18 protein-coding genes and 1 tRNA gene are annotated in these 19,517 nt (G+C 62.3%); 11 read left to right on the top strand and 8 right to left on the bottom strand.

Annotated elements, in window-relative coordinates; genetic code table 11:
• The first annotated feature begins 41 nt into the window (after positions 1–41).
• Positions 42–1,031 (top strand): agmatinase, encoded by a 990-nt coding sequence (gene speB, locus AC1ECK_RS14270; protein WP_480320064.1) that lies wholly within the window; start codon positions 42–44, stop codon positions 1,029–1,031.
• A gap of 14 nt (positions 1,032–1,045) precedes the next feature.
• On the opposite strand, the gene AC1ECK_RS14265 is transcribed toward speB, so the two are convergent.
• The 3 genes from AC1ECK_RS14265 to cytX form a co-directional block, all read right to left on the bottom strand.
• A complete protein-coding gene (locus AC1ECK_RS14265) occupies positions 1,046–1,570 on the bottom strand; it encodes a helix-turn-helix transcriptional regulator (protein ID WP_480320062.1) in 525 nt (174 codons plus the stop codon).
• A 3-nt stretch (positions 1,571–1,573) separates the two neighbouring features.
• Entirely contained in the window at positions 1,574–1,867 is a 294-nt protein-coding gene (locus AC1ECK_RS14260; RefSeq protein WP_480320060.1) for a hypothetical protein, read from the bottom strand.
• Positions 1,868–2,185: 318 nt separating this feature from the next.
• On the bottom strand, positions 2,186–3,502 hold the full coding sequence (cytX, locus tag AC1ECK_RS14255; protein ID WP_480320058.1) for a putative hydroxymethylpyrimidine transporter CytX: 1,317 nt from the start codon (positions 3,500–3,502) through the stop codon (positions 2,186–2,188).
• A gap of 204 nt (positions 3,503–3,706) precedes the next feature.
• Between cytX and AC1ECK_RS14250 the strand changes: the two genes are divergently transcribed.
• The 3 genes from AC1ECK_RS14250 (at position 3,707) to AC1ECK_RS14240 (ending at position 6,634) form a co-directional block, all read left to right on the top strand.
• Positions 3,707–5,020 carry a replication-associated recombination protein A gene (locus AC1ECK_RS14250; RefSeq protein WP_480320056.1) on the top strand — a complete coding sequence of 438 codons (1,314 nt, stop codon included), beginning with the start codon at positions 3,707–3,709 and terminating at the stop codon, positions 5,018–5,020.
• Between the two features lie 74 nt (positions 5,021–5,094).
• A complete protein-coding gene (gene serS, locus AC1ECK_RS14245) occupies positions 5,095–6,390 on the top strand; it encodes a serine--tRNA ligase (RefSeq protein ID WP_480320055.1) in 1,296 nt (431 codons plus the stop codon).
• 153 nt (positions 6,391–6,543) lie between these two features.
• Positions 6,544–6,634 (top strand) — tRNA-Ser (locus AC1ECK_RS14240).
• A 62-nt stretch (positions 6,635–6,696) separates the two neighbouring features.
• Here the strand turns inward: AC1ECK_RS14240 and AC1ECK_RS14235 are convergent.
• The 3 genes from AC1ECK_RS14235 to AC1ECK_RS14225 form a co-directional block, all read right to left on the bottom strand.
• Positions 6,697–7,293: a hypothetical protein gene (locus tag AC1ECK_RS14235; protein ID WP_480320053.1), complete on the bottom strand. Its 597-nt coding sequence runs from the start codon at positions 7,291–7,293 to the stop codon at positions 6,697–6,699.
• 103 nt (positions 7,294–7,396) lie between these two features.
• A complete protein-coding gene (locus AC1ECK_RS14230; protein WP_480320051.1) occupies positions 7,397–8,650 on the bottom strand; it encodes a dicarboxylate/amino acid:cation symporter in 1,254 nt (417 codons plus the stop codon).
• Positions 8,634–9,296 (bottom strand): GntR family transcriptional regulator, encoded by a 663-nt coding sequence (locus tag AC1ECK_RS14225; RefSeq protein ID WP_480320150.1) that lies wholly within the window; start codon positions 9,294–9,296, stop codon positions 8,634–8,636. The genes AC1ECK_RS14230 and AC1ECK_RS14225 overlap by 17 nt, the downstream gene beginning before the upstream one ends.
• Before the next feature lie 270 nt (positions 9,297–9,566).
• On the opposite strand from AC1ECK_RS14225, the gene AC1ECK_RS14220 reads away from it, so the two are divergent.
• Positions 9,567–10,055: a GNAT family N-acetyltransferase gene (locus AC1ECK_RS14220; RefSeq protein WP_480320048.1), complete on the top strand. Its 489-nt coding sequence runs from the start codon at positions 9,567–9,569 to the stop codon at positions 10,053–10,055.
• Between the two features lie 42 nt (positions 10,056–10,097).
• On the opposite strand, the gene AC1ECK_RS14215 is transcribed toward AC1ECK_RS14220, so the two are convergent.
• Positions 10,098–11,708 (bottom strand): flavin monoamine oxidase family protein, encoded by a 1,611-nt coding sequence (locus tag AC1ECK_RS14215; RefSeq protein ID WP_480320046.1) that lies wholly within the window; start codon positions 11,706–11,708, stop codon positions 10,098–10,100.
• 112 nt (positions 11,709–11,820) lie between these two features.
• Positions 11,821–13,752: a thiamine pyrophosphate-binding protein gene (locus AC1ECK_RS14210; RefSeq protein ID WP_480320043.1), complete on the bottom strand. Its 1,932-nt coding sequence runs from the start codon at positions 13,750–13,752 to the stop codon at positions 11,821–11,823.
• Positions 13,753–14,986: 1,234 nt separating this feature from the next.
• On the opposite strand from AC1ECK_RS14210, the gene AC1ECK_RS14205 reads away from it, so the two are divergent.
• From AC1ECK_RS14205 to minC, 6 genes are all read left to right on the top strand, one after another.
• The gene (locus tag AC1ECK_RS14205) at positions 14,987–15,277 is read left to right on the top strand and encodes a hypothetical protein (RefSeq protein WP_480320040.1); all 291 of its coding nucleotides are present in this window, start codon (positions 14,987–14,989) and stop codon (positions 15,275–15,277) included.
• A 166-nt stretch (positions 15,278–15,443) separates the two neighbouring features.
• Positions 15,444–16,163, top strand: a complete 720-nt coding sequence (locus tag AC1ECK_RS14200; RefSeq protein WP_480320148.1) for an autoinducer binding domain-containing protein — start codon at positions 15,444–15,446, stop codon at positions 16,161–16,163.
• Positions 16,164–16,343: 180 nt separating this feature from the next.
• Positions 16,344–16,562, top strand: coding sequence for a hypothetical protein (locus tag AC1ECK_RS14195; RefSeq protein ID WP_480320038.1), 219 nt, complete (start codon positions 16,344–16,346; stop codon positions 16,560–16,562).
• A 412-nt stretch (positions 16,563–16,974) separates the two neighbouring features.
• Entirely contained in the window at positions 16,975–17,760 is a 786-nt protein-coding gene (gene map / locus AC1ECK_RS14190; RefSeq protein ID WP_480320036.1) for a type I methionyl aminopeptidase, read from the top strand.
• A gap of 154 nt (positions 17,761–17,914) precedes the next feature.
• Entirely contained in the window at positions 17,915–18,448 is a 534-nt protein-coding gene (locus AC1ECK_RS14185) for a GNAT family N-acetyltransferase (RefSeq protein WP_480320034.1), read from the top strand.
• Between the two features lie 157 nt (positions 18,449–18,605).
• A complete protein-coding gene (gene minC / locus AC1ECK_RS14180) occupies positions 18,606–19,469 on the top strand; it encodes a septum site-determining protein MinC (protein WP_480320032.1) in 864 nt (287 codons plus the stop codon).
• Positions 19,470–19,517: the final 48 nt, after the last annotated feature.

The following is a 19,517-nucleotide window of genomic DNA, read 5'->3' as shown; positions in this document are numbered from 1 at the left end:
AAACGGTCTTTGCTGGCAACCTTTTTCATTGCTGAGACACGATGAATACCTCTTCTTTCGTTTCACCCGACCTCACCGAACGTCCCCAGCCGTTATCCGGCAATGCGATGCCCCGCTGCGGCGGTATCGCAACGATGATGCGCTTGCCGAATGTTGGCTCGGCACAAGGACTGGATGCCTGCTTCGTGGGCGTGCCGTTCGACCTCGGCACCTCGAACCGTACCGGTGCGCGTTTTGGGCCGCGGCAGATCCGCAGCGAATCGGTGCTGCTGCGTCCCTACAACATGGCCACGCGCGCGGCGCCGTTCGATTCGCTGCAAGTGGCCGATGTCGGCGACGTCGCGATCAATCCGTACAACCTGCCCGATTCGATCGCGCGTATTGAAACCGCCTACGACGAGATTCTCCAGCACGGCACGAAGCCGCTCACGCTCGGCGGCGATCACACCATCACCCTGCCGATTCTGCGTGCGATTCACCGCAAGTACGGCAAGGTTGGGCTGATTCACGTCGACGCGCATGCGGACGTCAACGACACGATGATGGGGGAGAAGATCGCGCACGGCACGCCTTTCCGCCGGGCGGTGGAAGAGGGCCTGCTCGATTGCGAGCGCGTTGTGCAGATCGGGCTGCGCGGTACCGGTTACGAAGCGGAAGACTTCGACTGGTGCCGCGACCAGGGTTTCGAGGTGGTGCAGGCCGAGGCGTGCTGGAACCAGTCGCTCGCGCCGCTCATGTCGCGCGTGCGCGAACGGATGGGCGATGCGCCGGTGTACATCACGTTCGATATTGACGGGATCGATCCGGCGTTTGCGCCCGGCACCGGCACGCCTGAGATTGCCGGCTTGACCGTGCCGCAAGCGCTGGAAATCATTCGCGGCTCGCGCGGCCTGAACATTGTGGGATGCGATCTGGTCGAGGTTGCGCCGCCATACGATCCATTTGGAACGACCGCATTGTTGGGCGCTAATCTCGCATTCGAACTGCTTTGTGTATTGCCGGGTGTGGAATACCGTCCTGCAAAGCGCTGAAGGTTGCCGAGGCCTTATGCAATCAGGTCTTCGAGCTGGAGATTGACCTGCGGCTCGAGTTCGCGCGCTTCTTTCGCCAGGTTGACCTGCTTGGCGGATTTCGCCACCTCGAGGACGTCCGGCTTGATGTCGTAGCCACCGCGCGTGTTCAACCACGTGAGGACGTCCCACAAATGCCAGACCGACGGGTTGCCCTCATGAACAGGGATCGGGAAGTCGGCAGCGTGGCTGAGCATCAGCTTGCGCATGTTCTGACGCGAGACGCCGGCGACGTCGGCGACGTCCGTGAGGCCCACGAAATCCGGCGCGGCTTCGACGAGGCGGGCGGTAGGCACGGCGCGCTTCACGTCCTCGAGGGCGCTCATCAGCGCCTGAAGTGCGCTGGAACCTTCCCGAGCGAAGACGAGCGCGATGCGCCCCGGCAGCCCGATGCCGATGGTTGCGTCGTCGCATCCTGCTTCAGCGAGACGTTCGACAATTTCGTCGTGGTCGCAGTCTTCTGCAGCCAACTGGTATTTCAGCGTGAAGTCGTATTCCATTATTTACTCCTGCTTGCCGGCGTGCTGGCGTGTGCCTTGCGGCGCACGCTTATGCCGATGTGCCGTGCAATTGTCGACCACCCTTCTGAGAAGCCGGGCGTGATTTCCTGGATTCCTGGGTGTGCTCCAGACACTGGTGATGCAGAACTCTCCGCACCGGCACTCCGAGTCGTTGTACGGACAGTACATTTTTCCCCAGGCGTGCCCTTTGCCACCGCTCTTGACGCGCCAACCGGATGCTTCGGCATAGGCCAATGCGTCTTCTACTTCCTTCTTTGAATGCGTCCCTCGAATCATCAATGGCCTCATCATAAATGCGTTAAATCTGGTTGTCAACTGACAACCAGATTGGATGGAGGCACGCTCGAAATGCGCTAGGGATCTATTTTCTAAAATAATGAGATGGGAGTGAATCTATCTCGCAAATGACCGTGCCAGATAGTAACTACATCATGCAGGCGGTCCTTCTGCAATAGAAACGCCCCTCAACGGAAGTTATAAGCCAAACGAAATATCGAGGGGAAGCGCTGCGGACGCAGGCGCAAGCGATGCGAGGGCGGAGCGGACAGTAGCCCGCGGCGGCCCGCATTGCGCGGGCCGCCGAGTCATGTCGTGTTACGCGTAAGCGGTTTTGCGCACCGACACCATGGCGAAATAGCACAGTGCGCCGATGGCCAGAGCGGGCAGCGTCGCGCCGAGATTCGGCAGCCATTGGTTGATGGCCTGATAGGCGCCGATCCCGATCGCCCAGGAGATGAAAGCGCTCAGATGCCACCCGCCCGAGAAGCCGTAGCGGCCTTGCGGGTCGGCGAGCGCGGCCGCTTCGATGCGGCGCTTGCGCACGATGAAGTGGTCTACCAGCACGACGCCGAACAGCGGCGCGAACACGGAGCCGATCAGCAGCAGGAAGTTCTGGTATTTCGCCATCGGTATAAGCAGCGCGATCGCCGTGCACAGCGCACCAAACGCCGCCGACAGCAGCGGCACCGTTGCACGGGTCCAGAACGTGCCGGTCGAGACGGCCGCCGAGTGGATATCGGCGAAGGCGTTGTCCACTTCGTCGATCAGGATCAGCAGCAAGGCGAGGCCGCCGCCCGCTTGCGCCAGCGCGCCGGTCAGCAACGCATCGCCGCCGCCTGCCGCGAGGCCGTAGATTGCGCCGAGTGCGTAAAACCAGATATTCGCAATCCCGTAACCGAGCAACGTGCCGCGGAACGATTCGCCGGCACGGCGGCCGAAGCGCGTGTAGTCGGCGATCAGCGGCAGCCATGACAACGGCATCGCGACGACCAGATCGATGGCGCCGCCGAACGACATCTCGCCGGTGCCCGGACGGCGCATGAGCGCCGCCAGGTCATGCCTCGCCAGCAGATTCCACGATAGCCACGCGGCCCCTGCCAGCAGCAGCCAGATACCCCAGGTCCGCAAAAAGCGCCGCACGAACGACAGCGGGCCGCTGATCGCAAGCAGCGTTGCGAGCAGGCCGAAGACGATCGTCCAGATGAGCGGCATTGACAGGTGGAAGGCCTGCTGGGCGAGCGCGTCGGCGGAGTCGCGCATCACGATCACTTCGAACGAGCCCCAGCCGACCAGTTGCACCGCGTTGAGGACGGCGGGCACGGACGCGCCGCGCACGCCGAGCGTGGGCCGCAGCGACGACATGGCGGCAAGGCCGGTATCCGTGCCGATCACCCCGGCGAGCGCGAGCAGTACCACACCGATCACACTGCCGATACCGACGGCCGCCAGCGCATGCGGCAGCGAGAGCCCGGGCACCAGCAGGGCACCCGCCTGGGCGACCAGCAGGCCGATGCCTAGCGAGAACCACAGCGCGAAGGCGTCGCCGGTACGAAACGCGCGGCGTGCGTCGGGCACCGGCGTGAGCGGTGCGTAGGTGGAACCGGCGTCGCCGGCGAGTGGATATTGTGCCATCTGGTTTTGTTCCTGTTTGGTCGCGAATCTTCGCTTATCTTCGCTTGTGCGCACGGCTGGCTCGTCACGGCGCCGTCACTGTCATAATGCAGGACCGTGCCGCAGCCTGCGCGCCGGTTCTTTCGTTGGCCGGGCGCGCGTCGTGCTGGGCTCGCGTAAGGTGGCCGAGCCATGCCGGAAAGCCGAGATTATCCACAAAACGCCATGTTTGAAGAAACCCGTGCCAACGTCCCACTCGCTGAGCGTCTGCGCCCGCGCAATATCGATGAAGTAATCGGCCAGAAGCATCTGCTGGGTCCGAACAAGCCGTTACGGGTCGCTTTCGAGTCCGGCGAGGCCCATTCGATGATTCTCTGGGGTCCGCCCGGCGTCGGCAAGACCACGCTCGCGCGGCTCATGGCCGACGCCTTTCACGCCGAGTTCATCGCTTTGTCGGCGGTGCTCTCGGGGGTGAAGGATATCCGCGAAGCCGTCGAGACCGCGCAAGTGCATCGCGCGCATGGACACCAGACGCTGGTGTTCGTCGATGAAGTGCATCGCTTCAACAAGAGCCAGCAGGACGCTTTTCTTCCGCACGTCGAATCGGGGCTGTTTGTGTTTGTCGGCGCGACGACCGAAAATCCGTCGTTCGAGGTGAACAGCGCGTTGCTGTCGCGGGCGGCGGTCTACGTGCTGAAGAGTCTCGATGACGACGAACAGCGCGAACTGCTCGAGCGCGCGCAGAAGGAACTCGGCGGCCTGACGTTTACGGACGAAGCGCGCGATGCGCTGATCGGTTCCGCCGACGGTGACGGCCGCAAGCTGCTCAACAACCTCGAAATCGTCGCGCGGGCCGCGGCGCAGCAGAAAACCACCGAGATCGACGGCGCGTTGCTCGGCAGCGCGCTCGCGGAAAACCTGCGGCGCTTCGACAAGGGCGGCGACGCCTTCTACGATCAGATCAGTGCGCTGCATAAGTCCGTGCGCGGCAGCAATCCGGACGGCGCCTTGTACTGGTTCTGCCGGATGCTCGACGGCGGCGCGGACCCGCGTTATCTGGCGCGCCGCATCGTGCGAATGGCCTGGGAAGACATCGGCCTCGCCGATCCGCGCGCAGCCCGCATCACGCTCGATGCCGCCGAAACCTACGAGCGCCTCGGCACGCCCGAAGGCGAACTCGCGCTGGCCCAGGCACTGATCTACCTCGCGGTGGCGCCGAAGTCGAATGCGGGCTATATGGCGTACAACGAGGCGCGGCGCTTTGTCAGCAAGGACCAGTCGCGCGGGGTGCCGGTGCATCTGCGCAACGCGCCGACGAAGCTGATGAAAGAGCTCGGCTACGGTCACGAATATCGTTACGCGCACGACGAACCGGATGCGTACGCCGCAGGCGAGACCTATCTGCCCGACGGCATGCGCGAGCCGCACTGGTATGAACCGACGCCGCGCGGCCTCGAAGGCAAGATCGGCGAGAAGCTGGCGCGTCTGGCCGAACTCGACGCGCAATGGCGCAGCGAGAACAAGCCGAAAAAGAACTGAGCCTGCAACGCGCCGGCGGCTTGCGCCGGTGCGTTAAAATCCCAGCTTCACACAACGAACTTCCGCCCCAACCCATGCTCGACATCCAGTTGCTGCGCAAAGACCTCGACGGCGTCGCCAGGCGCCTCGCCGACCGCGGCTATACCCTCGATGTGGCGGCTTTCACCGCTCTCGAAGCGGAACGCCGCGCCGTTCAAACCCGTACCGAAGAGCTGCAGGCCCGCCGCAACAGCCTGTCGAAACAGATCGGCGCGATGAAAGGGCGCGGAGAGGATACCTCGGCGGTGATGGCCGAAGTGGGCGGTCTGGGCGACGAGATGAAGGCCTCGGCGGTTCAGCTCGAAGAGATCCAGAACCGCTTGTCCGACCTGATGCTCGGCATGCCGAACCTGCCGCACGAAAGCGTGCCGACCGGCCAGAGCGAAGCCGATAACGTCGAAGTGCGCCGCTGGGGCACGCCGCGCCAGTTCGACTTCGAGGTAAAGGATCATGTGGATGTCGGCACGCCGCTCGGCCTCGATTTCGAGACGGGTGCGAAGCTCTCCGGCGCCCGCTTCACGATGCTGCGCGGACAGATTGCGCGTCTGCATCGCGGGCTCGCGCAGTTCATGATCGACACGCACACGCTGCAGCACGGCTATACGGAAGTCTATACGCCGTACATCGTCAATCCCGAGATCCTGTACGGCACTGGCCAGTTGCCGAAATTCGCCGACGACATGTTCCGTGTGGAGAAGGGCGGCGCCGAGAATACGGTGACGCAGTATCTGATCTCCACCTCGGAGATCTCGCTGACCAATACGGTGCGCGAGAGCATCGTCGAAGCGGAGGCGTTGCCGATCAAGCTGACCGCGCATTCGCCGTGCTTCCGCTCGGAAGCGGGCTCGTATGGCCGCGATACCCGCGGGATGATTCGCCAGCATCAGTTCGACAAGGTTGAAATGGTGCAGATCGTTGCACCGGAAACCTCGTACGACGCACTCGAGCAGATGGTTGGGCACGCTGAGACGATTCTGCAGAAGCTCGAGTTGCCGTATCGCGTGATCACGCTGTGCACGGGCGACATGGGCTTTTCCGCGACGAAGACCTATGACCTCGAGGTCTGGTTGCCCGCGCAGAACACCTACCGCGAAATTTCGAGCTGCTCGAATACCGAGACGTTCCAGGCGCGCCGCATGCAGGCGCGTTATCGCAACGCCCAAGGCAAGCCGGAACTCGTGCATACGCTGAACGGTTCGGGGCTGGCCGTGGGCCGCACGCTCGTCGCTGTGCTGGAGAATTTCCAGAATGCCGACGGCTCGGTGACGGTGCCGGTGGCGCTGCGTCCGTACGTCGGCGGAATGGAGCGGCTGGAAGTGTCGGCTGGCTGAGGTTGTGTCGCGGGGTTCCGAGTCTGCTGTGCAGATTTTGTGAAAAGGGGCTTGGAAACCTGTTTCAACTGTTCTATAATCTTCGCTTCGCCAAGCAGCGACCCGCTTGGTGTAGATGGCGCAGCGTAGTACTTGCTGTGCGTCGACAATGCCGGAAAGGTGGCAGAGTGGTCGAATGCGCCGGACTCGAAATCCGGTGTACAGTTATGCTGTACCGTGGGTTCGAATCCCACCCTTTCCGCCAGAATTCTAAAAAGCCCCGCAGAAGAAGTTCTGCGGGGCTTTTTTCCTTTGTGCCTCTGCTATTCAACCGCATCGTGCGTGCGGTTCGCCGACGCACGTGCCGTGGTAAAAGACCATCCAGTCGCCGAAGAACCGTCCATCATACGGAATGGTGCTGTCCACGATATCGATGACGATTTCGTCCTGTAGACCGATAACGGAATCCTGGATTGGCGTCGCGCACGCATCCGGAAAGAACAGTCTTGTCGTTTTCCAATCGGCGAAGCGCAGGTAGAGATGCGCGGCATACGAGGTCCTGACGTGACGCAGCGGACCGATGGCGGGGCCTGGGTAACCAAGCTTGTCCAGGTGAGTATGGAGGTTGTTACGTCCATGGAGCAAGCCGAGATAGAGTCCCTCTGGCGCATCTTTCATTGAGCCATAAAGCGGTAGCGCACGGTCGTCGCTACAAACGAAATGCGTTTGCTTTGCCGCAGGATCGGCGCCCTGTACGACCGATGCAAGCGGTGGTGTAGCGATCCCGCAGTCTCGCGGCACGGCAAGTCCGTGGTCCGCCGGGTCTGGGTGCTGCTTTGCACCAGTTTGTATTGAGCACGCAGGGGGCGCGAAGCCAAACACGGCTTCGTGACGCCGATGTTGTCTTAGAATAGCGGCAGCCATGGGGATTCTCGCGTTAAAGCTTCCGTGGTCAGGTTGATGCCGGTGCTCGCAACACCTGCATCAACCGCTTATGTATCCGTCCAGCGCGACGCAAATGGGAACTTCACCCAATGACGCCGCGGGATGGTTCTCTCGCCAGTACCTGATTCGAACGCGGGCGGAGTTCACCCGAGACACGCATCGCGACCACCGTCGCAACAGTACTGCCGTAGACATTCAGGGCGGTTCGGCCCATGTCGAAGAAGGCGTCGATCCCGAGGATCAGCACGACGGCCTCAGCAGGCAAGCCGACTGCGGACAGGATCACGGTGATGGCGACAACCGCACCGGAAGGCACGCTCGCGGCACCATCGATCGTGACAATCGCCAGCACGACAACCGTCAACATCAGCGACCATGTCCAGGCCAGGTGATAGGCATCCCCCATGTAACCGACGGCCAGAGCGGTATAGAGCACGGCGCCGTCGCGATTGAATACATACGATAGCGGCAGGATAGTCGAGGCGACAGGGGACGGAACGCCGATTTCGTTCAGCTTTTTCAGATGAACCGGAAACGTGATTTCCGACGAACGCGTGGTGAAGGCGAGAATCAGCGGTTCGCTTACGTGCTTGATGAGCGCGACAGGCGACAGGCCCATCAGCCTGACAATCAGGCTGAGTACCAAGGCGAGAATCGCCATGCCGAGATAGGCCACGCCGAGCAGTTTGAGCAACGGCGCGATGCCGGCCAAACCCTTTGACGCCAGCAACGCCGCCATCCCCGCGAAAATGGCGAGCGGCGAGAGTCCTACGATCCACTGCGTCATTTTGAAGAGCGCGGCCAGCATGGACTCCAGCACGGCGACGAGGGGCGCGGCCTGCTCCTCTACGGCCGAGAGCGCGGAGCCTAACAGTACGCCGAAGACCAGCACCGGCAATGAATTGCCCGCGGCGAGCGCCGCCACGATGTTGGCGGGCACCAGCTCGACCAGGAATTGCGTCCAGTCGATGCCGTGAGCCAGATCCGCGGGCATCGCGGCAGTCTGGGCGAGACCTGCCCCAAGACCGGGCCGGAAGAACATGTTCAGCCCGAGACCGAGGACGCTTGAAAACAGCGTCATCACGAGAAAGAATCCGATGCATAGCACCGCGGTTTTTCCGAGACGTCCGCGTTCCACGCCCATCTTGAACACGCCGACGGTGACGGACAGCAAAATGAGCGGCATCACGACCATCTTGATCGCATGCCCAAAAATCGTGACGAGAAAGGCAATCTTGCCGCCCACACCCGGGGCAAGAAGTCCGGTCAGCACCCCTAACACCAGGGCAGCCAGCATCTGTATCGGAACGGAGATTTTTCTAGTTTGGGGTTTCATGTTGGCCTCGAATAATCTGGATCCGTGCATCGGTTCCATCCACAATGTGATTCCACATATGACGTCGTGCTTCTTCCGGCTCTTGCGCCGCTATTGCGTTGTAAATGTTGAGGTGCTCCAGGGTGCCGCGGCGAACGGTAGCGGCATCGCTGCGACGCAGTTCGTTGAGCGCCAAACCGGTTTGTGCGCGTAGTCCCTTGTATGTCGCCAGCAAGCGCTCGTTACGCGAAGCGGCAAACATCTCGTGATGGAACGCCCAGCCGGTGCGCTGCTCGTTCATCAGGTCAATCGCTTCGTCAGCGAGGAGTTGCTGCAACTGGACGACCACTCGGGTCAGTCCATCGGTTGCCCCGTTGAGCGCGGCCAGGTAGGCGGCAGTACTTTCCAGTGCGAGGCGCACCTCGAAAATCTCGCGCAAATCGTTCGTGGTCGGCGCGGCGACGTAAGTGCCTTTGCGCGGCACCACCTTCACCAGGCCCTCGACGACCAGACGTTGTATTGCCGAACGCACCGGTGTATGTCCGAGCATCAGCTCGTTAGCCATGTTGCGGGGCGATACCGGATGATCGGGCGCCAGCCGGCCGTCGAGAATTCGCGAACGGATCTGGGTGTATGCGATCTGGGTATCGGATGAGTCGTTTTCCATCATCTGAGATCTCAGTAGAGCTAATGACCTGCTCGATATTCAGGATCCGGCGAGAGTAGCGCATGACGGTTCGCCGCACACCTGTCAGATCTAACAGGACGATTGACCGCGGTTCGCGAAGTTTGCCGAGTGGTATTGCGCTGTTTCGGCAGACCCGGTAAGTTTGTTCCGTTTAACATTTTCGATGCCGGCCGGTTGTGGTTTCGCAGTGCTGCGGACGGCTATCGGGAACTGAATCTCTCGACATCGCAGCGTAGGTATCCTCGAATCATGTCCCACCATTCCATGCTTTTTTCGGTCCGCTCCGTTCCGGCTGAACGGGTGTATCCGCTACGAGGCGCAGTTCTGCTGGACGGGCATTCGGAGTCCTGCCGCTTTCGCGGTGACGGGGAGGCTTCGACCTTGCACCTGGCGGTCCATCAGAACGAACGAATCGTCGCTGTTGCGACCGTGTGCCGTGAGGCGCTAAGCGGAGCCACTAGCGACACCCAATGGCGCTTGCGCGGCGTCGCCGTCGAACCAGGCTTGCGGGGACACGGACTTGGCAGGCTGCTGGTCAACATGTGCCTCGATCACGTGCAAAAGCAAGGCGGGCAACTTGCCTGGTGCACCGCGAGAGAGTCGGCGCGAACGTTTTACGAGTCGCTGGAGTTCGTCGCCCCGGCAGCGCCGTTCACGCTGCCTTCCCGCGGTGACGTCCGCTTCTACGAAATGCACCATGTCTTGCCCAGCGGACACGGGACGCGAGCCGTGCCGTAAGCGCCGCCGCGGTCCCGCATCCATCCCGTGCCCGTTGTGCTCCTAGCGTAACGGCTCGATCCCGAACTTCTTCAGCAGCAGATCCGCTGTCTGCAATGCGCCTTCGACCCAGCCCTGCGCATCCGAATAAGCCTCGCCGCAGATGAACAGCGGCCGGTTGGCAAGCGGCTGCACGATTTGCTGTTTGACCTCCCAGCTCTTGACCCCGATGTTCCAGCTATTCCACCCGCCGCCATACGGATCGTCGCCCCAGTCCCGGAAGGCCGCGTTACGCACCTCCGGCGTGTACGACAAGCCGTGCACGGTGGCCAACTGCCGTGCGGCTTCGGCTACCATCCGCCGCGGTGCCCGATATCCCGACCATTCCAATCCCTCGGCCCGGTCGCTATCCATGCCGATGAACGGATCCGCCAGCACCGGGGCCTCGTGATTGCCCTGTCGCGACTGGCGACGCTGCGGGCGCAATCCATCCCAGAAGCCGATGTTGTTACCGTCGTCATAGCTGGCCAGCAGCATCGACGGCCCCGCGGTCTTGGGTTTGCCGTTGGACTTCGGCCAGTAGTAAACCTGGCGCACGGGCAGGTCCGTGACGGAGCGCCCCGCCTCGACCGGGACGAACTCCGAGGTTCCGGAGGCGTTGGTCCGCGTGTATCCCGACGCCCGCCACCACGGGTTGTTGTAGGTCGTGAACAGCTTGAACAGCGGTCGCGGCGTCACGCTCGACGTAAGTCCCTGGATTTCCTGCAGCAGTGGGCTGGTTTGCCCCAGCAGGTCGATCGAGCGGCGCGGCATCGCGAGGATCGCTTGCCGCGCGCGGACCCGTTTGCCATGTGCCTGGAACTCGAAGGCGCCGTCGACCCATTCGAGCCCGGACACCGACGCTCCCAGCCGCACCTCGCCGCCTGCCTGCATGAACAGATTGGCCACCATCTTCGGCACTTCCTGGAAGCCCTTCGAGAAACCTTTGTACCGAGCGTTGACGCCGAAGTCGGACAGATACCAGGGAATCGCGTCGGCAGCGTTCCAGTTGGTCAGCGTCGAGTTGTAGCCGCCCGCGTCGACGCCGAGCTGGTATGCCTCGCTATTGATCACGCGCAGCAGCACGTTCCAGAAGCCTTGCTTGTAGAGCGGCTCGCCGGCGAAGCTTGCCCGCTGTGCCATCTGTCGACGCTCGTCTTCGCTCAGGTGTGGCGCTGTGATGCCGGGTACGATCTGCTCGATTGCGTTGATGATGATGCTGCCTGCGGTTTCGCCGCGATCGAGGAACGATAGCTGGTACGGCACCTTGTGCGGCTCTTTGGTGAAATCCGCGAGCCGCAGATAGACGCCGCGCAGGTAGGCCAGGTTGATCGGTTCGTCAACCGGGAAGTCGTAGAGTTCGATCTTCTCGGCCGGCGGCACGATGTGGTTCAGCGTCTCGATCAATTGGGCAATCAACGGCTGCACGGCGGGCAGGATGCGCATGCCGCCGAGCTCCGCGACCATGTCCGGAATGTCGGGTGGCCGCACGGACAGCAGCCGCCCACCGATTCGGTCACTGGCTTCAAAGACCACGACCTTGCTGTTCGTGTTGGCCTGCTTGAGGCGCCACGCACTGTAGACGCCCGAGACTCCGGCGCCGATGACGGCGATATCGATGTTTTCGTCAGCCATGATCTCCAGTCCTCCTGTTGCGGATGATTTCCAGCGGTGCTTCCGGTGGTATTGAGTGAGCTCGTTGTTCATCACGCGCGCGGCGCCGGGCCGCGCGCAGCGGCGCGCGATATCAGAAGATCACGGGCAGATTCGGCGTCGGACCGTCTTCGCCGTTCGCCGCCAACCTCATCAGCGACTCGCGGTGGAACACGTCGAGCGGCGGCTGCTCGAGATAACGGCGCAGCGACGCGGTGCGGGTTTCCTCGGTCGGAGGCGTGGGCGGCGGGTCGCCGGCGGTTCGCATGTCGAGGATGTACGGTCGACGCTGCTGCAGGACGTAGTCGATGCCTCGCCGTACGGCAGCGCGAACGTTCTCCGGATGCCGGACGATCTCGCCCTCGAGGTCGCCGAAGGCCTGGGCAAGCGACACGAAGTCAGGCGCCGGCCGGTGGATGCGCAGATATTCGGGGTTGTCGGTTTTGGGTTTCCAGCCGTATCCCGGCGCTGAGCCGTACGCGCCGATCACCTGCTGCAAGCCGAGCTGCAAGGTGTGGTACTCGTGATTGTTGGTGATGATGTAGAGGACGCCGAGCCCGTGGTGGCCGGCGGTCCACCACGTCTGCGGGTAGAACAGCGAGGAGCCGTCGCCCACGGCGTTGACGACGAGGCTGATGTCGATACCTTGCCAGCCGCTCTGTTCGAGCTTGATGCCGAGCGACGCGGGCATCGACCAGCCAAGCGAGCCGCCGCCGACGCAGTAGTAGCTGATCGGCGCGGCGCCCTCGGTACCCAACGGCAGCAGGTACTGGAACGGCGCGGGATCGGACACGGCCTCGTGGACATACACGAACTTCTTGTCGAGGCCGCGCGCCAGGATTTCATGGCGCAGCGCGTTGGCCACCACCACCGCCCAGATTTCTTCCTGCTGCATGGCCTGCGCGAGGTACCGATCCCACTGGACCCGGCGCTCGGCGTCAAGTTCGCGTAGCCGCGCGTTGCGCGCGCTCGCACCGTTCGGCTGGTGCTGGCGCACGAGATCGTTGATCAGCGGTAGTGTGGCTTTGATGTCGCCGAACAACGCGGCTTCGCCGTAGTAGTTTTTCCCGAGGTCCCAGGTGTTGTTGCTCAGGTAGACCTGCTGGACGTGGGGTGGGATGAGCGGGCCGTCCGAATACTTGAAGATCGTGACCTGCGCCTGGTTGCTGAATCCCACCAGGAACGCAACGTCGTGCTTGGCGAAGGTTTGCTGCACGCCGGCCTGGGTGCCGGGCAGTTCGCCTTGCCAGTGGTAGTCGTCGTTGGGGAAATTGGCCACGCTGCTGAAGGTTTGCAGCAGCACGGGGGCGCCGATCAGCTCGGCGAGCTGTTGCAACTCCGGCCATGCACTGGCATAGCCGACTGCGTCGCCGCCGACGATCAGCGGGTTTTTCGCCTGCGCGAGCAGCGCAGCGGCCTGACCGATCGCAGCCGCGTCGGCCGTGAAGCGCGGTGCGATCTGTGTAATGCCCGGCAAGCGATCCGCGTCGCCGATTTTGCGCATCGTGAATTCCCACGGGATCGAAACGAACACCGGGCCGTTCGGCGGAGCGATCGCTTCCTTGAATGCGCGCTGCAAAACCAGTGGCAATTCTTCGGCGGCACGTACTTCATGTGCCCACTTCGTATATTGCCGCGCAATCGCGACGAGATCCGAGGCGAGAATCGGCTCCTGGGTGACCAGTTCGTTCTGCTGCTGACAGCAGAGGATGACGAGCGGCACCTGCGAGCGCCACGCGTTGAACAGGTTGCCGATTGCGTGCGCGATGCCGGGTGTCACGTGGACGACCACGACGCCGGGCTTGTTGGTCATCCGTGCCGAACCCATCGCGGCGCCCATCGCGATGTTCTCGTGCAGGCACTCGATGTACTCGACCTGATTCTCGGCATAAGACGTACCGTCGATGATCGGAATCTCATTGGTGCCGGGCACGCCGAAGATGAAATGGATGCCGAGTTCGCGCATTGCATCGAATACGTAGTCGCGCGCCCATCGTTGTTGCCCGTTATTGGTCTCGCTTGTCATGGCTTCTCCTTGAGAGAAAACGCTCATTCCTCGTGAACCTGCTACGCCGGGGTTCCCGGATACGGCGGTGTGGCTTCGTGCTGGCCGATTGGAGTGACAGCTTGTCGGACGGTTGCTGCCCTGTGCGACGCGCAGTCGGGTCGGGACGCTCGATGCCTGGGTCTGCTGACGGACGGAGGCATCGAGGCATGGCAGACAGCCTCTGCGCCTGGTCATTACAGCTTGGCCGGGAGCAAGCCGTAACTGGAAGGGTTGACAGGTGGGGGCGGGTGAAAACCCGGCGGCGCAAGCGAGATTCGATAGCGCTGCCCGGTCGAACGGGGCGCGTGTGCAGCCGCTACTGTCACCTTTGACAGTTATCCGCTCGATTGGCGGCTACGACAATTGATGGTCGTGAGCGAGGCTGCCGGCGGTGCGGTGCAGCGGGAGACGTTCGTATGTTCGCGAGTAGAAGTACAGCTTCGCATTGAATCAATACGGATGGCGAAATAATTAACATGGAGCGAGACGACCATGAGAACAGGCTTGCCGCTTACCGGAGAAGCTTTCCGTTGCTGGCAGGCTCAGTCTGGCCGTAGGCAGCGGCTGCGTGTCCGGGCGAACGCCTGCCTTCCGGCGCCACTCAATCGGGGAGCATGGCGCGCCACCCGTCGCGAGCGACGCTCCCCGAAGATCGCGTTTCCATGACGGGTGACTGCTTGACTGTGACGTAAAACACTCGAAAGAGCGGTGTCAAAATATAAAGACGATCCACAGGCGCGGCACGTGATTATTTTAAATAATCGACTGTATGCCGGACATGCGCCTTTCAAACGCTGTGATTCGCAGGGCAACATTCCGTAATTTATGTCAATTGATTGAAATGGTGCGCTGCATTGGAGCAATTCGTCAATCGACGCGGGTTTCCTTGGGTGCAGTTTGTCTTTCGAGTCATGCCGTCAAATCCGTATATACAGTATTCTGCACCTCTGCAGCGATCTCTGCAACGCTGGGCCATCGGCGCAGCACGGCTCTTTCGACGGACTGTAATTGACCGGTTATGAATAATCTGGGGGATTATTCATGGGATCGTCGGCTGTAACGATGGCGCATACAAAACACATAAATCTGGCAGACGATTAAAAATAGCGTTCCGGGAATACCAATGCGGAATGAATATTTATAATTTGAATTTATATTCGACTATCATTGAATCGGTCCTGGCAGGCCAAGACGGAGACAAGGAGACAATGAAATGACGATCGACGCAACGCTGGAAGGGGCGCAACGCGGTTTGCCGATGCGGGCCGTGTTCGGGCAGATCGTGACGGTGTACCTCAAGGGCCGTGACACGGCCTCGCGGCAGGCGGTACTCAACCTGATCACGCTCACCTGCGCCGACCTGTCCACGTACCAGGCCGCGGTGCAGGATCCCGAGCGTTACGATCTTGTGCGGGTACGCATGGGTGGCTGGACCGAGTTCTACGCCACGATGTTTCCGGCACATCAGGACCAGCATCAGCGGCGCCAATACTTTACTCCCTGATTTCCGCAAGCCTCGCGCCGAGAGGGTACTCGCCCACCGTAGCCGCGACGTCGTGAAGGGCGCGACTGCGGATATGAAGATATGCCGGAAGCTGTTTCATGGGGCGCCGTATGATTGGTTGCCTATGCGGGCCCCACAGCAATTTGATGTCGCCACAGGAAGAGTAATGGAACCGCGTTTTCACGAGGCCTTTGAGCAGTTTCGTATGTCGAGGGATGAGTCGCAACTGTTTCAGAAGGTCGCCGCTTTTGCCAGGCAGATCGGCTTCGAATATTGCTGTTATGGACTCCGGTTGCCAGTACCCGTATCCAAACCTGCCGTTTCCATTTTCGATACCTACCCCCGTGGCTGGATGGCGCACTATCAGGCCAGTGGCTTTCTGAACATCGACCCGACAGTCAGCGCAGGTATGCGTCGAACGGAGCTGATCGTCTGGCCGGAAGCGGCGCGCGACGACGCGGCGCGCCTGTGGTCCGATGCGCGCGATTTCGGCCTGAGGGTGGGCGTGGCACATTCAAGCTGGGCCGCGCAAGGCGCGTTCGGGCTCCTGACCATGTCGCGTCGCACTGGCGCGCTGACGCCTACCGAGCTCGATTCGCTCGCGCTGCCGATGAGCTGGTTGGCGAATGTGGCGCATACGCTGATGAGCAGATTTGTTCTGCCCACGCTTGCACCCGAAAGCCGCGCAACCCTAACCGTGCGGGAGCGCGAGGTACTGTGCTGGACTGCCGAGGGAAAAACGTCGCACGAGATCGGGCAGATCCTGAGTATTTCAGAACGGACAGTCAATTTTCACGTCAACAACGTGCTGCTGAAGCTGGCCGCCACCAACAAGACGCAAGCGGTCGTCAAGGCGATCGCAATGGGACTGATCCATTCGCCGTGAGAGCCGAGCCGGCATGCCCGGATAGCTGGTAGAAATCACGGGGCTTGGAGCGCGGTTGTGTGCCTGGTTGTGTGAGTCATTGCGCGAGCCGTTGTGGGTCCTTGCCAATCTGTGCGCCACTCGCTCACCGGAGTAAAATTGGCGCATCGGCGACCCGCAACAAGACCCACTGGTGCAGCAATGAACACACCCCCCACCGAGCAACGCCCGCGTAAGCGGCTATCAAACCGGACGCTGACCGTCCTGACGTGGCTGGTGGCGCTGCTAACGCTCGGCGCTGGCCTCGGCTGGCTTGTCTACAGCTACTTCGTCGATCGGGAAGTGCCTTACTTCGCCATTCCACTCGTCCTGTGCGTCCCGGTGATCGTGGCCGTTGCGTTTCGGAACATGTGGGACTAATGCGCGTCGCCGCCTGTCGCGCCGCCAGCGGTTTCGTCCGCGGATTCAGTTTCGCGGATGGCATGTTGCCGAGTTTCCAATCGAGCGAGGCCGCACACTTGTCGCAGTGACGCCGCTCTGCGCCATACATCAATAAGGTGTGCTTGGTTATTTGCGGACTTTGCAGACCTGATCATGCTGCGCAGAAAGATCGCCCGAGAAGGGTTTGTCATATCGCTGGCCCGTGTTTCACAAAAGACGGTCAGCCGGCTTCGCACGGCGTCCTCTGTCATCCTCTGTACAATTCCCTGATCGACGACCGGAGAAGGGGGTTCGTGCGGGCGCCCAGCGCCGCCTTGCACCTCGCCGGTTCGCCTTCCGCACACGAACGCACCGCTGTAGCGCCTTGCGTTCACGAACGAGTTCCGATTCCATGGCCATTACCTACAAGACCCCCGAGGACCTCGTCGCGCTGCGCATCGCCGGACGTCTCGCGGCCGACGTGCTCGCGATGATCGGCGAACACGTGCAGGCCGGCGTCTCGACGGACGACCTCGACGCGTTGTGCAACGACTACATCGTCAATACGCAGAAAGCGATCCCGGCGAACGTGGGCTATCTGGGTTTTCCGAAGACGGTCTGCACCTCGGTCAACCAGGTGGTGTGCCACGGCATTCCGAACCGGTCCGAGATCCTCAAGGACGGCGATATCGTCAATATCGACGTGGCCGTCATCAAGGACGGCTACTTCGGCGACACGAGCCGCATGTACTGCGTGGGCCAGCCGAGCACGGTGGCGCGCCAGCTGATCGATACCACCTATGAGGCGATGGTCGCCGGCATCCGCCAGGTGAAGCCGGGCGCGACGCTTGGCGATATCGGTTACGCGATCCAGAAGACGGCGCAGCGCGACGGCTTTTCGATCGTGCGCGATTACTGCGGGCACGGCATCGGCAAGGTCTACCACGAAGATCCGCAGGTGCTGCACTACGGTCAGCCAGGGCAGGGCGTGCGCCTGAAGCCGGGCATGGTGTTCACGATCGAGCCGATGATCAACGCCGGACGGGCCGGCACGTCGGTCCTGCGCGACGGCTGGACCGTGGTCACCAAGGACCGTTCGCTGTCCGCGCAATGGGAGCATATGGTGGCGGTGACGCAAGACGGCTTCGAGCTGCTCACGCCTTGGCCGGACGGCACAGGCCCCTACGAGGCGCCTTAAAAGGCCGGTGACAGGTGGCTTCCGGGCGGCTGCGGGGCGGTCGCCGGATGGCCGCTGTCAAGCCCGCCCGCGCACAAATCGAGAAATAAGGATTTGACTCGCGCGCCGGTTCGGTTAAAGCTACGCCTTAGTGTTACAAGGGGTTTTCGTCTGCATGAGTCCGTCATTGACCGTTCGCCGCATCGCCGCTGATCAGGGCGCAGTTTTCCGCGAACTCCGTACCGCGTCGCTGCGCGAGGCGCCCTATGCCTTCGGCGAGACGCTCGAGGACGCCTTGTCAGCCGACGCCGCAAGCTTCGATGCCACCGCTGCGGACCACGCGGTCTCGCTGGTGTGCACCTCGTTCATCCTCTATACCGAAGGCCATCCCGCCGGTCTGATCGAAGCGCATTTCGAAGACACCGTGGTGCGCCGCGCGTTTGTCGGCGAACTCTGGGTCGCGCCGGCGGTGCGTCATCTGCGTGGCGGCGAGTTGCTCGTCAACACCGCCAGCGAGTGGCTGGCCGCCGAGGGCGCGCAGGAAATCTACGCCTGGGTGGCCGACGCCAACCGTAACGCGATGCGCTTTTACGAGCGCCTCGGCTTCGGCCCGACCGGCGAGCATGCCCGTACCGCGCGCTGGCCCGACCAGTCCGAAAGCCTGCTGGTGCGCCACGTGCAGGCCGGCTCGAAAGTCTCCGCCCAGTGATCCGGCGAGCGGTCCCGCCGGGCGCCGCTTCCTTTCCCCTTGCGCTGCTACGGCGTCCACTACCCCTGCCTGGGGCGTGGCCTTTATTCCTGTCGCCGAAAATACTCGCTCCCCGCGTGGACGCCTGTAAAATACGCAAAATTTTTTGCCGAACGCTATGTCGCCCAAGAAATCGCCATTTTTCGAACTCCGCAGTGGCAGTGTCGACACGCTCCTGTTCGTGGTCAAGACGACCGACCTCGACGCCATGCGTGCCGAACTGACCCGGCGCTTCGAGGCGACCCCCGAATTTTTCGCTAACGACGTCGTCGCCATTGACCTGCGGCGCCTCGCCGACGACGAGCGCGTGCCGCTCGCCGAGATCGCTGCGCTGCTCGACAGCGTGCGCATGCGCCCCGTGGGCGTGGTGGCGAACCCGCAGCAAAGCTGGGCAGCCGGGTCCGCCTTGCCGTTGCTCGAAGCGCGCGACCGGCGCGGCGCGGGCGCCAGGCCGGCCGGCGCGGAGGGCGGCGAAGGCGCCGAGGGCGAGGGTAGCGCGGCTACTATGGCCGCTACGCCGGCCCAGGGCGAACTGCCGATCGACGCACCCGCTGCTGCCGCCGAGTCCGCAGCGCTTGAAGCTGGCGCAGACGCGCAGGGCGCTCAAGGCGCCCAGGTTGGCGACGCCGCGAAGCTCGTCACCTCATCGCAGACCACGGTGATCGACAAGCCGTTGCGCTCCGGCCAACGCATCTACGCGAAAGGCGATCTGGTGGTGCTGGGTCTCGTCAGCTATGGCGCGGAAGTGATCGCCGAAGGCAATATCCATATTTACGCGCCGTTGCGCGGCCGGGCGCTGGCCGGCGTGCACGGCAACCATGACGCGCGCATTTTCTGCACCTGTCTGGAGCCGGAACTGATCTCGATCGCCGGTATCTACCGGACCACCGAGACGCCGCTGCCGGCGGACGTGCTCGGCAAGCCGGTGCAGATCTGGCTCGATGAAGAAAAGTTGATGATTGAACCACTGCGGCTCACCTGATCGTCGGTTGCGCGCGCCGTGAGCGGTGCGTGCGCGAGACGGGCGGCT

It is taken from the genome of Paraburkholderia sp. SSBN10T, assembly GCF_056619545.1.
The sequence above is the reverse complement of the archived record's forward strand: the minus strand, read 5'-3'. Positions and strand labels throughout refer to the sequence as shown.